The sequence below is a fragment of the Nitrospirota bacterium genome, assembly GCA_026387665.1.
Taxonomy (GTDB): Bacteria; Nitrospirota; Nitrospiria; order Nitrospirales; family Nitrospiraceae; genus Palsa-1315.
Map to the genome: position 1 here is coordinate 1 of JAPLLG010000014.1, position 15,212 is coordinate 15,212.

Annotated in this window: 13 protein-coding genes, 1 tRNA gene and 1 pseudogene; all 15 read right to left on the reverse strand. The window is 57.7% G+C overall.

Annotation, left to right across the window (positions count from 1 at the left end):
- On the reverse strand, positions 1-141 hold a 141-nt coding region (locus NT179_12845), incomplete at its 3' end, for a GTP-binding protein (GenBank protein ID MCX5722897.1).
- 38 nt (positions 142-179) lie between these two features.
- Complete coding sequence (gene fusA, locus NT179_12850) at positions 180-2,261, reverse strand: elongation factor G (protein MCX5722898.1); 2,082 nt, start codon at positions 2,259-2,261, stop codon at positions 180-182.
- 110 nt (positions 2,262-2,371) lie between these two features.
- Positions 2,372-2,842, reverse strand: coding sequence for a 30S ribosomal protein S7 (rpsG, locus tag NT179_12855; GenBank protein ID MCX5722899.1), 471 nt, complete (start codon positions 2,840-2,842; stop codon positions 2,372-2,374).
- A 40-nt stretch (positions 2,843-2,882) separates the two neighbouring features.
- Complete coding sequence (rpsL, locus tag NT179_12860) at positions 2,883-3,254, reverse strand: 30S ribosomal protein S12 (GenBank protein ID MCX5722900.1); 372 nt, start codon at positions 3,252-3,254, stop codon at positions 2,883-2,885.
- A 120-nt stretch (positions 3,255-3,374) separates the two neighbouring features.
- Positions 3,375-7,553, reverse strand: coding sequence for a DNA-directed RNA polymerase subunit beta' (gene rpoC / locus NT179_12865; protein MCX5722901.1), 4,179 nt, complete (start codon positions 7,551-7,553; stop codon positions 3,375-3,377).
- A 47-nt stretch (positions 7,554-7,600) separates the two neighbouring features.
- Entirely contained in the window at positions 7,601-11,557 is a 3,957-nt protein-coding gene (gene rpoB, locus NT179_12870; GenBank protein MCX5722902.1) for a DNA-directed RNA polymerase subunit beta, read from the reverse strand.
- 85 nt (positions 11,558-11,642) lie between these two features.
- On the reverse strand, positions 11,643-12,035 hold the full coding sequence (gene rplL, locus NT179_12875; protein ID MCX5722903.1) for a 50S ribosomal protein L7/L12: 393 nt from the start codon (positions 12,033-12,035) through the stop codon (positions 11,643-11,645).
- A 27-nt stretch (positions 12,036-12,062) separates the two neighbouring features.
- Positions 12,063-12,569 (reverse strand): annotated as a pseudogene (gene rplJ / locus NT179_12880) (50S ribosomal protein L10).
- A gap of 37 nt (positions 12,570-12,606) precedes the next feature.
- Positions 12,607-13,299, reverse strand: coding sequence for a 50S ribosomal protein L1 (gene rplA, locus NT179_12885; GenBank protein ID MCX5722904.1), 693 nt, complete (start codon positions 13,297-13,299; stop codon positions 12,607-12,609).
- 96 nt (positions 13,300-13,395) lie between these two features.
- Positions 13,396-13,821, reverse strand: a complete 426-nt coding sequence (gene rplK, locus NT179_12890; GenBank protein ID MCX5722905.1) for a 50S ribosomal protein L11 — start codon at positions 13,819-13,821, stop codon at positions 13,396-13,398.
- A 41-nt stretch (positions 13,822-13,862) separates the two neighbouring features.
- The gene (nusG, locus tag NT179_12895) at positions 13,863-14,399 is read right to left on the reverse strand and encodes a transcription termination/antitermination protein NusG (GenBank protein ID MCX5722906.1); all 537 of its coding nucleotides are present in this window, start codon (positions 14,397-14,399) and stop codon (positions 13,863-13,865) included.
- 64 nt (positions 14,400-14,463) lie between these two features.
- Positions 14,464-14,658: a preprotein translocase subunit SecE gene (secE, locus tag NT179_12900; GenBank protein MCX5722907.1), complete on the reverse strand. Its 195-nt coding sequence runs from the start codon at positions 14,656-14,658 to the stop codon at positions 14,464-14,466.
- 114 nt (positions 14,659-14,772) lie between these two features.
- Positions 14,773-14,847, reverse strand: a tRNA-Trp gene (locus NT179_12905).
- Between the two features lie 40 nt (positions 14,848-14,887).
- Positions 14,888-15,037 carry a 50S ribosomal protein L33 gene (rpmG, locus tag NT179_12910; GenBank protein ID MCX5722908.1) on the reverse strand — a complete coding sequence of 50 codons (150 nt, stop codon included), beginning with the start codon at positions 15,035-15,037 and terminating at the stop codon, positions 14,888-14,890.
- A gap of 38 nt (positions 15,038-15,075) precedes the next feature.
- Positions 15,076-15,212: elongation factor Tu (gene tuf, locus NT179_12915; GenBank protein MCX5722909.1), on the reverse strand; the 137-nt coding region annotated here is incomplete at its 5' end.

Consider the following 15,212-nt stretch of genomic DNA (forward strand, 5'->3'; position numbering starts at 1 on the left):
GTAGCTGATGAACTTGGCCATGCCCTTGTCCGCACTGACCTTAGTCAAGGCCGCCGTCAACGTCGTCTTGCCATGGTCCACGTGCCCGATCGTCCCGATATTCACATGCGGCTTCCGCCGCTCATATTTCGCCTTCGCCATAACCGCTCCTTCCCGTCCTCACTCAAGAATCAATCAGACTACTCGCCCCGATACTTCGCAATGATCGCCTCGGAAATCTGCCGAGGCACCGGATCGTACCGGTCGAATTCCATACTGTACGTTGCGCGCCCCTGCGTGCGCGACCGGAGGTCCGTCGCATACCCGAACATTTCACTGAGCGGCACCGAGGCATCAATGACCTGCGCAGCCGCCCGCGCCTTCATGCCCTGAATCTTGCCACGACGGCCGTTCAGGTTCCCGATCACATCGCCCATGAAGTCCTGAGGGACCACTACTTCAACCTTCATGATCGGCTCAAGCAACACCGGGTCGGCGCGCTTGCAGGCATCGATGAACGCCATCGAACCGGCAATCTTAAAGGCCATTTCATTGGAGTCCACGTCGTGGAATGATCCGTCGATCACCGTCACCTTGACATCGCGAAGCGGGTACCCTGCGATCACGCCCGAATCAAGCCGCTCCTTCACACCTTTTTCGATCGCCGGGATAAACTCCCTGGGGATCGATCCACCGACAGTCTTATTGATAAACTCCAAACCCTTGCCAGACTCAGCCGGCTCAACCGTCAAGACCACATGACCATACTGACCGCGGCCACCAGTCTGCTTGACGTACTTCGCCTCAGCCTCGGCCTTTCTACGAATCGTCTCCCGGAAGGCCACCTCAGGCTTTCCGACATTGGCCTCGACTTTAAACTCGCGCATCATGCGGTCGACGATGATCTCCAGGTGCAACTCACCCATGCCGGCGATGATGGTCTGCGAGGTCTCTTCGTCCGTCTTCACTCGGAAGGAGGGATCTTCCTGCGCCAGCTTTTGGAGCGCAAACCCCATCTTCTCTTGATCTTGCTTAGTCTTTGGCTCAATCGCCATGGCAATGACCGGCTCAGGGAACTTCATAACCTCGAGCAGGACCGGCTGCTTCTCATCAGCCAAAGTATCCCCGGTGGTCGCACCCTTCAGCCCGACGGCCGCGACAATGTCGCCGGCATAGGCCACATCAATGTCTTCACGCTTATTCGCATGCATCTTCAGCAGACGCCCGACACGATCTCTCGTCCCCTTTGTCACATTCGCGACGGACGTTCCCGTCTTCAACGTACCGGAGTAGACGCGAAGGAACGTGAGCTGACCCGCAAAGGGATCCGTCATGATCTTAAACGCCAAAGCGGCAAACGGCTCATCGTCAGAGGGGAATCGCTTGATTTCCCTCTCGGTGTTCGGGTCAATGCCCGTCACAGACTCGACATCAAGCGGAGACGGAAGGAAATCCACGACCCCGTCCAGCAACTGCTGGACACCCTTGTTCTTGAACGCCGTCCCACAGAGAACCGGCGTCATCTTCATCGACAGCACACCTGCACGAATAGCCCGGCGGATTTCTTCTTCGGTTAACGGCTGACCATTCAGATACTTATCCATGGCCTGCTCATCGAACTCAGCAACCGCATCCACCATCTTCGCGCGGTATTCCTTGGCTCGATCGAGCAGGTCGGCCGGAATCTCATCGATCTTATACTTGGCACCGAGCGTCTCGTCGTCATACACATACGCCTTCATCGTCACGAGATCGATCGATCCCCGGTACTCGGATTCTTTGCCGATAGGAATTTGAATCGGAATCGGATTCGCGCCCAGCCGGTCAATCATCGTCTGCACGCTGGTGTAAAAATCAGCGCCGATGCGATCCATCTTATTCATGAAGGCAATTCGCGGGACACTATACTTATCCGCCTGCCGCCAGACCGTCTCCGACTGAGGCTCGACGCCCTGGACGGAGTCGAATACCGCGACCGCCCCGTCAAGAACCCGGAGGGAACGCTCCACTTCAATCGTGAAATCGACGTGCCCAGGAGTATCGATAATATTGATGCGATGGTCACGCCAGAAGCAGGTTGTCGCAGCAGCCGTAATCGTGATGCCGCGTTCCCGCTCCTGCTCCATCCAATCCATCGTCGCGGCACCCTCGTGCACTTCGCCGATCTTATGCGAAATCCCAGTGTAATACAGGATGCGCTCAGTCGTCGTCGTCTTACCAGCATCAATGTGAGCCATGATGCCGATGTTTCGAGTTTTTTCTAATGGTGATTGACGTGCCACGTACTTCCCCTAAAAATACATATGCCGCAAACCGAGCCAACAAAGCGCTGCGATCGACCAACACCGTCTACACGAATCGCAGCACGGCCCAGCTGCGGCACAGAACAACGCTACCAGCGATAGTGCGCGAATGCCTTATTGGCCTCCGCCATCCGATGTACGTCTTCCCGCTTCTTCACCGCAGCCCCGGTATTATTCGATGCATCCATCAGCTCCGCCGCGAGCTTCTCGCGCATACTCTTCCCGCCGCGCGTACGCGAATACTCAGCCAGCCAACGGAGCGCCAGCGACATCCGGCGAGCCGGACGAATTTCCACCGGCACCTGATACGAGGCGCCGCCGACCCGGCGAGACTTCACCTCGACGACCGGCTTCACATTATCAATCGCCGTCCGGAACACCTTCAGCGGATCATTACCGGTCTTCTCTTGAATGACATCGAAGGCTCCGTAGCAAATACGCTCCGCCGTGCTCTTCTTGCCACCAGACATCAAAATATTTAAAAACTTCCCGACGAGTTTGTCGCGATACCGCACATCGGGGAGCGTCACGCGCTGGTCTAAAAATCTAGTTCTTGGCATGTGTCATTCACTCTCTCGTTACCGACAAAGAAAATCTTTTCTACTTAGGACGCTTCGCCCCATACTTCGACCGGCTCTGCTTTCGATCCGCCACACCGACCGCGTCAAGCGCACCTCTGACGATGTGGTAGCGCACACCCGGCAAGTCCTTTACGCGACCGCCGCGCACGAGCACAATGGAGTGCTCCTGGAGGTTGTGGCCGACACCGGGAATGTACGTCGTGACTTCCATCCCGTTCGTCAACCGGACACGCGCGACCTTACGCAACGCGGAGTTCGGCTTCTTCGGCGTCGAGGTGTAGACACGAAGACAGACGCCACGCTTCTGCGGGCACGACTTGAGCGCAGGGCTCTTCGTCTTTGCGTGCGCCAGCTTGCGACCTTTTCTGACTAGCTGATTAATCGTTGGCATTAGTACGTCACTCTCATCTTCAGCACAGTTTGACTGATCCGCCCAAACCTTCACGTCTAGAGCCCGCGGATTATAATGATCCGCCATCTCACTGTCAAGTCAGGCTCAATATTGCAGGGATTATGAGCGAGTTGACCCTTCTGACCCCGCAGCCACACCCTCACGTGTGAGCGCAGAGGCATCTCCCTGAACCGCAATCACAGGCTCCGGCTTAGGACTCACAACGAACGTGTCGCGATATTCGTCGAAGCCCGTCCCCGCCGGAATCAACCGACCCACGATCACGTTTTCCTTCAGGCCCAGCAGCTTGTCCTCGCGCCCGTTGATCGCTGCTTCCGTCAAGACGCGAGTCGTTTCCTGGAACGAGGCCGCGGAAATGAAACTATCCGTAGTGAGCGCTGCCTTGGTAATACCCAGTAAGACTGGCTTCCCGAGTCCCGGCTGGCCGCCCCTGGCCACCACGCGCTCATTCTCTTCGTCAAACAACATCTTGCTGACCTGGCTGCCCGGCAAGAATTCCGTGTCACCAGGATCCTCGATGCGGACTTTCCGCAGCATCTGGCGCACGATAATCTCGATGTGCTTATCGTTGATCGTCACGCCCTGCAACCGATACACGTCCTGCACTTCGTCAACGAGATACTTCTGCAACTCGTTCGGACCGAGCACGTCCAGGATGTCGTGCGGATTCGCCGATCCGTCCATTAGCGGCTCACCGGCCCGCACCCAGTCACCCTCGTGCACGTTGACGTGTTTACCCTTAGGAATAAAATATTCCTTGATATCGCCCATCTTATTGTTGACGAGCACTTTGCGCATGCCCTTCACAAAACCATCGTAGGAAATTTCACCGTCGATCTCGCTGATCACGGCTGTTTCCTTCGGCTTTCTGGCCTCGAACAACTCCGCCACGCGAGGCAGACCGCCAGTGATGTCCTTCGTCTTGGTCGTCTCTCGCGGAATCTTGGCCAACACGTCTCCAGGGGTGACCACGGCGCCTTTTTCGACGAAGATGTGCGCCCCGACCGGGAGCAGATAACGGGCCACGTTGGCCGCTGCTGCCACTTTGGCCGTTTTTCCGCTCTCGTCCTTAACCGACACGCGCGGACGCAACGTTGCGCCGCTATGCTCCACGATGACCTTACGGGAGAGGCCGGTGACCTCGTCGAACTCTTCCTTCATCGTGACACCTTCCACGATGTCTCCGTAGGCCACCTTGCCGCCGACTTCGGTCAGAATGGTCAACGAATAGGGGTCCCACTCCACCAGCTTCTGTCCGAGCTCGATGCGACCGCCATCCTTGACCTTAATCTTGGCGCCGTAGACGACCGAATATTTCTCGCGTTCACGCCCCGTCTCATCGACAACGGCGATTTTCGCATTCCGGTTCATGACGACCCATTCACCCTCTTTATTTTTGACCGCGATCCCGGCGTTATGCACGTCGGCATTTTTCTTCGCGTCGAAGCTCATGAACTTGATCGTGCCGGCATGCTTCGATTCGGTCACCGTCTGCTCGACCACCTTGCTCGCCGTTCCTCCGATGTGGAACGTCCGCATGGTCAGCTGCGTGCCCGGCTCACCGATCGACTGCGCCGCAATGACACCGACCGGCTCGCCCTTTTCAACCAAACGCCCGCGGGCCAAGTCGCGCCCGTAGCAGGAACGACAGACTCCACGGCGCGATTGACAGGTCAGCACCGACCGAATCTTCACTCGATCGACCGCCGCTTCCACGATCGCCTTGGTCCGATCTTCATCGATCTCTTCATTGGCTGACACGATAATTTCGCCCGTGACCGGATCACGGATATCTTCAGCCGCCAACCGTCCCAGCACCCGTTCTTCGATCGGCTGAATGATTTCGCCGCCCTCAACCAATGCGCTCACAATGATGCCATCGGTGGTGCCGCAATCGATTTCGTTGATAATCACATCCTGCGCGATATCCACCAGTCGACGCGTGAGGTAACCGGAGTTCGCCGTCTTCAACGCCGTGTCGGCCAAGCCCTTACGGGCACCGTGCGTCGAGATGAAGTACTGCAACACCGTTAATCCCTCGCGGAAATTGGCGGTAATCGGCGTCTCGATGATTTCACCGGACGGCTTGGCCATCAGTCCGCGCATACCGCCCAACTGACGGATCTGCTGTGAGCTACCACGCGCGCCGGAGTCTGCCATCATGAAGATCGGATTGAAGGACTCGGCTTTATTCGGATCGCCGCCTGCGCCCAACTCCTTCATCATTTCGTTGGCAATCTGCTCCGTCACGTGGGCCCAGATGTCGATCACTTTGTTGTAACGTTCGCCGTTAGTGATCAGACCTTCGGCATACTGCCGCTCGATCTCGCTCACTTCCTGCTGGGCCTTCCCCAACAGCTCCTGCTTCTTGGTCGGGATATGCATATTATCGACGCAGATCGAAATGCCTGCACGCGTGGCATAGTGGAAGCCCGTGTCCTTGACCTTGTCGAGGAACGTGACAGTCTCACGGTGCCCGCACTGGCGGTAGACCGTATCGATGAGCTTCGTCATTTCTTTCTTGGTCATGAGCTTATTCGCGTTGGCGAAAGGCATCCCCGGAGGCAGCACTTCCGACAAGATCACTCGGCCGACCGTGGTCTGCACGAGCGCGCCCTCGACCCGCACCTTGATCCGTGCATGGACTTCCAAGGCTTCCGAGTCGAATGCAATGCGCACTTCCTCCGGCGAGCCGAACACTTTCCCCTCGCCCTTGCAGCCGCCACGCTCTTTGGTCAGCCAATAACAGCCGAGCACCATGTCCTGCGACGGCACCGCGATCGGCTTGCCGTTGGCAGGCGAGAGAATGTTATTGATCGACATCATCAACACGCGCGCCTCGACCTGCGCTTCGACTGACAACGGCACGTGGACCGCCATCTGGTCTCCGTCGAAGTCGGCGTTGAACGCGGCGCAAACCAGCGGATGCAACCGAATGGCCTTGCCTTCGACCAACACGGGATCGAACGCCTGGATACCCAACCGGTGCAACGTCGGCGCACGGTTCAGCAGCACAGGATGCTCGCGAATCACCTCGTCGAGCACGTCCCACACTTCCGGACGTTCCTTCTCGACCAAACGTTTGGCACTCTTGATGGTGGTCGCCGCGCCGCGCTCTTCCAGCTTGTGGAAAATAAACGGCTTGAATAATTCGAGCGCCATCTTCTTGGGCAATCCGCATTGGTGCAACCGGAGCTCCGGTCCCACGACGATGACGGTTCGTCCCGAGTAATCGACCCGCTTACCGAGCAAGTTCTGACGGAAGCGCCCCTGCTTACCCTTCAACATGTCGCTCAAGGACTTGAGCGGACGCTTGTTAGGGCCACGGATCGCGCGACCGCGACGGCCGTTATCGAAGAGGGCATCTACCGCTTCCTGCAACATCCGCATTTCGTTTCGGATAATCACGCCCGGCGCCTTCAATTCGATCAGGCGCTTCAAGCGATTGTTCCGATTGATGACGCGGCGGTACAGATCGTTCAGATCCGAGGTCGCAAACCGTCCACCGTCCAGCGGCACGAGCGGGCGCAATTCCGGGGGCAGCACCGGGATCACATCCATGATCATCCACTCGGGCATGTTGCCGGACTTACGGAAGGCCTCGATGACTTTCAACTGCTTGGCGTACTTCTTCTTCAACGCGGCGGAGGCCGACGTCTTCGCCTTGGCCTTGATCTCATCCCACTTGGCCGCGATGTCGATCTTGCGGAGCAACTCCCGGATGGCATCGGCGCCGATGCCGACCTTGTAGGACCCGGGGCTGTATTCAGATTGGAGCGAGCGGAGCTTCTCTTCCGAAACCAGCTCCTTCTCCGTCAAATCTGTCGATCCTGGATCGACGCAGACATAGCTCTCGAAATAGAGAATGCGCTCCAGCCCCTTCAGGCTCATGTCCAACAAGGTTCCGATCCGACTCGGCACGCCCTTGAGGAACCAGATGTGCGCCACCGGAGCCGCGAGCTCGATGTGGCCCATGCGCTCCCGGCGGACCTTGGACTGAATGACTTCGACGCCGCACTTGTCGCAGACGATGCCGCGGTGCTTCATGCGCTTGTACTTGCCGCAATTGCACTCCCAATCCTTGATCGGACCGAAAATCTTCGCGCAAAACAGTCCGTCTTTTTCCGGCTTAAACGACCGGTAATTGATGGTCTCCGGCTTCTTCACTTCGCCGTACGACCACGACCGGATTTTTTCCGGCGACGCGATCTTAATCCGCATCGAATCGAATGAAACCGCATCGCGCGGCTTCTCAAACAATGTATAGACGCCTTCCAAAGTAGTAACCTCCTCTGATGCCGGCGCGACGGCCGGCACACAAATGGTTAGTCTTGCGACTTGACCAGTTCGACGTCGAGACCCAAGCTCTGCAACTCTTTGACCAAGACGTTAAACGACTCGGGCAATCCAGGCTCCAGGAATGGCTCGCCCTTGACGATCGCTTCGTACATCCGCGACCGGCCCGGCACGTCATCCGATTTCACCGTCAGGAACTCTTGCAGCGTGGATGCAGCGCCATAGGCCTGCAATGCCCACACTTCCATTTCTCCCAACCGCTGGCCGCCGAACTGCGCCTTACCACCGAGCGGCTGCTGCGTGACGAGCGAATAAGGACCGATCGACCGTGCGTGAATCTTGTCGTCGACCAAATGGTGCAACTTCAGAACGTACATGTACCCGACCGTGACGGGGCTGCCGAACATTTCGCCGGTCCGCCCGTCCATCAACATCGTCTGCCCGCTGGTCGGCAAGTTTGCCTCCTTGAGCAAGGCCTTAATTTCCGTTTCCGACGCGCCGTCGAATACCGGACTCGCCACCTTGATGCCCAGCGCCTTCGCCGCCCACCCCAGGTGCGTTTCCAGAATCTGACCGACGTTCATACGCGACGGCACACCGAGCGGATTGAGCACAATTTCCACTGGCGTCCCGTCCGGCAAACAAGGCATATCTTCCTCGGGCAACACCCGCGAGACCACGCCTTTGTTCCCGTGCCGGCCGGCCATCTTGTCGCCGACCTGGATCTTGCGCTTCATCGAGACATAGACCTTGACGAGCTTGATCACGCCCGGCGGAAGCTCATCGCCCCGTTTCAGACGGCCAACCTTCTCGTCGTACAGCGTCTGCAGAATCTCGATCTGCTCCTTCGCCCGCCGATCGACATCTTCCAGTTCTTTCTGCTCGTCAGGATCGCTCAGGATGATGTACCGGACCGCTTCATCCGGCAACCGCTTGAGAATCTCGGCCGTCAGCTTACCCTTCTTCTTCAGAATGACATCGCCGCTTTCCGGATCCATCAAGTCGCGCCCGACCACCTTGCCGAGCAACAGCTTTCTGACTTTCTTCGTTTTTTCTTCATCGATAATGCGGAGCTCCTCGTGGTGATCACGCTGGAGCTTCATCACATCTTCGCTTTCGATGCTCTTGGAGCGCTCGTCCTTATCGAGACCCTTGCGCGAGAAGATCTTCACATCGACGACGATGCCCTCGACGCCCGGCGGCACCGTCAACGACGTATCCTTCACATCGCCCGCTTTTTCGCCGAAGATGGCCCGCAGCAGCTTTTCTTCCGGCGTCAGCTGGGTTTCGCCCTTCGGCGTCACCTTGCCGACCAAAATGTTGCCCGGCTTCACTTCGGCTCCGATGCGAATGATCCCGCTCTCATCGAGGTCGCGCAGCGCTTCCTCTCCGACGTTCGGAATGTCGCGCGTGATATCTTCCTTGCCCAGCTTGGTATCGCGGGCCTCGACCTCGAACTCTTCAATGTGAATCGAGGTAAACGCATCCTCCCGCACGAGCTTCTCGCTCAGCAGAATGGCGTCTTCGAAGTTGTAGCCGCCCCAGGGCATGAAGGCGACGAGGATATTCTTCCCCAAAGCCAATTCGCCGTGATCGATGGCGGGACCGTCAGCCAAAACCTGCCCGACTTTGACTGGCTGCCCGAGCCGCACCACCGGCGTCTGCGTGATGGTCGTATTCTGATTCGACCGCTGGAACTTGATCAGGTCGTATACGTCCAACCCGACATCGTTCCGCTTCTTGCTTTCCTTCGAATCGGCGCGCACCACCACTCGCGTGGCATCCACACTTTCCACCACGCCGGCTCGCTTCGCCTGCACCACATAACCTGAATCACGCGCCACCACCGCCTCCATGCCAGTCCCGACGAGCGGGGACTCGGACACGAGCAGCGGCACAGCCTGACGTTGCATGTTCGATCCCATCAAGGCACGGTTGGCGTCGTCATGCTCCAGGAACGGCACCAAGGCCGTGGCCACGCTGACCACCTGCTTCGGCGACACGTCCATGTACTCGATCTTGTCGGACGTAGCCGTCACGAAGTCCCCGGCGGATCGCGCCGAGATGGTTTCAGACAGCAAGCGACCGGACGCATCGATCGGCGAGTTCGCCTGCGCGATAATGTACTTGTCCCCTTCGATGGCGGAGAGGAACTCGATCTCGTCGGTGACTCGCCCCTTCACGACTTTGCGATAGGGTGCTTCGATAAATCCGAATTTGTTAATGCGCGCATAGGTCGCCAGCGACGTAATCAAACCAATGTTCGGACCTTCCGGCGTTTCGATCGGACAGATACGGCTGTAGTGCGACGGATGGACGTCACGCACTTCGAAACCGGCCCGTTCACGGGTCAACCCGCCGGGACCGAGGGCGGACAACCGACGCTTATGCGTGATTTCCGCGAGCGGATTCGTCTGATCCATAAACTGAGACAACTGGCTGCTGCTGAAGAACTCCTTGACCGCAGCGACGACGGGCTTCGCATTGATCAAATCGTGCGGCAGCACCGTTTCCATATCCAGCAAGTTCATCCGCTCCTTGATGCTCCGCTCCATGCGGACCAACCCGAGCCGGAACTGGTTCTCCAGCAACTCGCCGACCGACCGAACGCGACGATTCCCCAAGTGGTCGATGTCGTCGATTTCGCCCTTGCCCAGCTTCAAGTTCACGAGATACCGGATCACCTCGACCATGTCCTGCGCGGTCAGCGTCCGCTGCTCCAACGGCAGATCCAGGCCCAGCTTCTTGTTCAACTTCAAACGCCCGACCGGCGAAAGATCATACCGCTTGGAATTCGAAAAGAGATTGTCGAAGAGCGCTCGCGCGGTGTCGACGGAGGGTGTTTCCCCCGGCCGCAAGCGACGATAGATCTCAACCATGGCCTCCTCTTTCGAGGTGGTCTTATCCATCTCCAGCGTATCCATGATCACCGGCGTCGATGTGACCGTATCAAAGTAGATCGCCTGAAATTCCTCGATGTCGCTCTCAAGCAACGCTTCGACGATCTCAGCCGTGAGCCGCTGATTCTTTTCCGCGATCTGGTTCTTCTTGGAGTCCACCAGTTCGGTCAGCACCGCACGGCCGATCAACTCGCTCGGCGCCAGCGGGATTTCTTTCACGCCTGCCGCCTTCAGCTTCGCAATGAGCCCCTTCGTGAGCTTGGCGCCTTCCTTGACCAGCGACTCCTTGCCGCTCTTATCAAACACTTCAGCCGAGCAACGCAACCCTTGATGGATCTCAGGGTCGAGCTTACGCAACATCTTGCCCTTAGACACCCGGATTTCTTCCACCGGGTAATACATCTTGAGCAAATCGTCGCCGGAAAAGCCGAACGCCTTCAACAGAATGGTCGTCGGCATTTTCCGCCGACGGTCAATCCGCACGTAGAGGATGTCGCGGGCATCGAACTCGAAGTCCAGCCACGATCCACGGTAGGGAATAATTCTGGCGGAGTACAACACTTTACCGCTGGAGTGCGTGCGGCCCTTGTCGTGCGTGAACGAGGCGCCGGGCGACCGGTGCAACTGACTCACCACCACACGTTCCGTGCCGTTGACAATGAAAGTCCCGCGTTCCGTCATGAGCGGCAGTTCGCCGACATAGACTTCCTGCTCACGGACATCGAGCACCTTTTTCTTGGAGCCCTTGTCTTCCTTGTCGAACACGACCAGGCGCACCCGAAGCTTCAGGGGGACGGCATAGGTCATCCCCTGCTCCAGACACTCCCGCTCATCGTACTTCGGGGTGCCGAGCGTGTAGCTCGTGAACTCCAAGACGGCCGTATTGTTGTAATCAGGAATCGGAAAAACACTCGCCAGGGCCGCCTGGAGCCCATGATCCTTGCGACGTTCCGGCTCGACCTCTCGCTGCAGGAACTCCTCATAGGAGCGCTTCTGGATCTCGATGAGATCCGGAATTTCGATGCTGCTATGAATGCGCGAGTAATCTTTCCGTTCGACGAACTCTTGCAGAGTCGTTTCGGACATTCCCCGGACCTCCACTACAATTGGTTAGGCTTGGGTGCCCGCACGGAGCGGGCACCCACAGACACTGAGACTGGTCAAATCGAGGCTACTTGATCTCGACCTTGGCGCCGCTCTCTTCGAGCTTCTTCTTCATGCTGTCGCATTCTTCCTTCGTGACACCGGTCTTCACGGGCTTCGGCGCGCCTTCGACCAAATCTTTGGCTTCCTTCAAACCAAGGCTCGTGAGCTCGCGGACAACCTTGATGACCTGGATCTTCTTGTCCGCCGGAGCAGACACGAGCACCACGTCAAATGAGGTCTTCTCTTCGGCTGCAGCGGCTGCACCTGCAGCAGGAGCGGCTGCGGCGACTGGCGCGGCGGCCGTGACACCGAAGCGGGTCTCTAACCCCTTCACGAGGTCCGCCAAATCGAGCACACTCATCGTCTCGATGGCCTTGATCAATTCTTCCTGTGATAATTTCGTCGTTGTCGTTGACATATCCCCGTCTCCTTTTCGTTTATCCTGAATGGCCGCAATGACTCTCACAAATTTCGACAAAACCGCACTGAGTGTATACACCAGACCGCGCGCCGGACCCTGCATGGCCGACAACAACATCGCAATCAGGACTTCCTTCTTCGGCAACTTGGCCACAGCCGCCAACTCGGCCGGCTGCACCACCTTGCCCTCCAGGACGCCGATGGTGATCTTGATCTTCTCTTCGCGCTTCTCCGCCATGATGAAATCCCGAAGGATCTTCGTGGGAAGCACCGGATCGTCATAGCCGATCACCAATCCCGTCGGCCCCTTCAAGTAGCCCGTCACTCCCGAGAAGATCGTCCCTTCGGAAGCACGGACAGCCAACGTGTTCTTGACGACCCTGTATTCGGCATTGGCGCCTCGCAATTGCTTACGAAGCTCCGTCACCTGGTTCGCGGAGAGCCGCGCACTCTCGGTGACAATCGCGAGCCGCGCACGGCCAAATCGCTCTGTCAACTCCGCAACCGCTGTCGCTTTCTCGTCCTTTTTCATAATCCAACCCTTCCCCTTCCGCGCTGCGACACCCGGACTAACTCCATTCCTTAGCCAACGCCATCGCATCAAGCGGTACGCCAGGCCCCATCGTGCTCGAGATCGTCGCGCTCATCAGATAGCGCCCCTTGCACGAAGCCGGCTTCGACTTGATCACGGCCTCAAGAACCGCCGACGCATTCTCGTGCAGCTGCTCAGGCTTAAAGGAGACCTTCCCGACCGGCACCTGAATGATCCCGGCCTTTTCGACTTTATATTCCACACGGCCTTTTCGGATTTCCGTTACGGCCTTGCCGACATCAAAGGTGACCGTTCCTGTTTTCGGATTCGGCATGAGCCCGCGGGGCCCCAACACCTTTCCGAGCTTTCCGACCGCCGCCATGAGATCCGGTGTGGAGATGGCGCAATCGAACTCCAGCCATCCGCCCTTGACCTTCTCCATCAGCTCATCGGATCCGACGAAGTCAGCGCCAGCCTGCCGTGCCTCCTGCTCCTTCTCGCCCTTGGCAAACACCAAGACGCGAACGGTCTTCCCCGTGCCATGCGGCAACGAAGTCGTGCCACGCACCATCTGGTCCGCCCGCTTCGGATCCACGCCCAGACGGAGCGCCAGATCGACCGATTCATCGAACTTGGCAAACGCCGACTGTTTCACCGCCTCGACTGCCTCGCGCAGGCTATACGCCCGCGGCTCCAGCTTTTCTACCGCCGCCTTCATCTTCTTTCCCATTGCGATTTCTCCCTTACACCCTCACACACAATTTCCCGCCCAGGCTGAGTCCGCGCGCTGCGCGGACACACAGAGCCGCCCCGCATGGGCAGAATACTACCCTTGAACCACGACTCCCATACTGCGCGCCGAACCCTCGATGATCTTGATCGCACCCTCGAGATCGGCGGCATTGAGATCCGTCATTTTCCTTTGTGCGATCTCCCGCAACTGCGCCTTCGTGATCTTTCCGACCTTATCTTTCTGCGGAACGCCAGACCCCTTAATAATTCCGGCCGCTTTCTTCAACAGGTCGGACGCCGGCGGAGTCTTCATCACAAAGGTGAACGACCGGTCCTTGTAGACCGTGATGACCACCGGGATGATGCTGTCTCCCTCTTTTTGGGTTTTTGCGTTGAACTGCTTGCAAAACTCCATGATATTGACGCCGTGCTGTCCCAGCGACGGTCCGACGGGGGGAGCGGGATTCGCTTTCCCTGCCGGAATCTGTAACTTGATCTGTGCCGATACTTCTTTCGCCATGTCCTACACTCCTACGCTACGCGCGTTTGACCATCTCAGAGTTAAATCCGCTCCACTTGCATGAACCCAAGCTCCACCGGTGTCGAGCGCCCGAAGATACTGACCAAGACCTTGAGCCGGCTATGGTCCTGATCCACCTCGTCCACCACACCGTTAAATCCGAGAAACGGACCATCGATGATCCGCACATTGTCCGTCTTGATAAATTTCACCTGTTCGCGCGGTCCGGACGCGCCCGCGTCGACCTGCTTCAGCAACGAATCCACTTCTTCCGTCGACAAGGGCATCGGCACCGCACCGCCGCCCACAAACCCTGTGACCTTCGGCGTCTCCTTGATCATCTGCAAGGTTTCATCGACGAGCGGCGATTCCAGCTCCACGATCACATACCCGGGGAAGAACTTCCGCCGGGAGGTTCGACGCTTGCCATCCTTGATCTCGATCACATCTTCCGTCGGCACGAGTACCTGCCCCAGCTTCTCGACCAATCCCATTTGGTTGGCCCGTTCGAGCAAGCTGGTTTTCACCCGCCCCTCAAATCCAGCGTAGGTATGAATGACGTACCAATTCTTTGCCATGCCCTACCCTCGGATCATTAATTGACTATGCGCCATGCAGCCGCTCTCACTCGCAGCCCACGCCTTACAGAATCTTGCTGACCGCCCACACGAGAAACGAGTCGATGAACGACAGATACAGCGACATGATGATGCAAAACACAATGACCACGGTCGTCGACCCGACCGTTTCCGCCCGAGTCGGAAACGACACCTTCTTCAGCTCCCCACGCACATCACTGAAGAACTCCCGGATAGAACCCGTCAATTTACTGAACATGCGCGCCTCACCTTCACCCTTACGAGAGGAACTGTGCTCCACCACACTCGGCCAACAGCCCCATTCTCCACCCAGCCACCAAGATCGAGCCTGTCCCGTCCGCTACGTAGCGCTTGGCAGGGGCACTAGGATTTGAACCTAGACTCTCGGTTTTGGAGACCGATGTGCTACCATTGACACCATGCCCCTACGACAGCTGGCAACCCAGCCATTGCGCCGGCAACCCAGACTATTTCACTTCCTTATGGGCAATGTGCTTCCGACAGAACTTGCAGAACTTATTCCGTTCTAAACGATCCGGATCGTTCTTCTTATTCTTCATCGTGGAATAATTCCGCTGCTTGCAGATCATGCACGCCAAATCGATAATCTCTCGCATCTCAATACTCCAATGCTGTCATGCGACAGCAGTCATGTTTACGCCAGAATTTCGGTGACAACGCCGGAGCCCACGGTCTTGCCGCCCTCGCGCACCGCGAACCGCAACCCTTGATCCATCGCGATCGGGCTGATCAGCTCACCCGTCACACTCACATTATCGCCCGGCATGACCA